At 57.0% G+C, this 405-nt stretch carries 1 pseudogene; it reads left to right on the top strand.

Features of this window, described 5'->3' with window-relative positions:
- Positions 1–86: 86 nt before the first annotated feature.
- A pseudogene (locus ACOZK9_RS27360) lies at positions 87–282 on the top strand (IclR family transcriptional regulator); the annotation flags it as partial.
- Positions 283–405: the final 123 nt, after the last annotated feature.

Here is a 405-nt window from a genome sequence, read left to right as displayed (position 1 = left end):
CGATTACGGTGTGTCAAATAAGTATTTTTCAACTGACCCACCGCAATCGCGAGCAAGCCCGCTCCCACAAAACCCCGAGCCCGTTTGCTGCGCGCAAGGCGTGCCTCACGCATTTACCGGCGCAAGAGGTGCAACGCTTGGCGCACCGCGATCTGGTGGCGGCAGACGAGCAAGTACCATACCTGCGCGCAAACCCAACATCGAGGCTTCGGCCAACGCACTGAGGGCTATTGGGAATACCCAATGCGCCTGCCGTTCCTGATTCGCGCCGTGGCGTTGCCGACACCATAATAACGATCAAAATCACAAGCCGAACTCGGTCAAACTGTGGGAGCGGGCTTGCTCGCGATTACGGTGTGTCAGATAAGTATTTTTCAACTGACCCACCGCAATCGCGAGCAAGCC

Source organism: Pseudomonas kitaguniensis (assembly GCF_049199985.1).
GTDB lineage: Bacteria > Pseudomonadota > Gammaproteobacteria > Pseudomonadales > Pseudomonadaceae > Aquipseudomonas > Aquipseudomonas kitaguniensis.
This window is presented reverse-complemented; position numbering and strand designations above follow the sequence as displayed.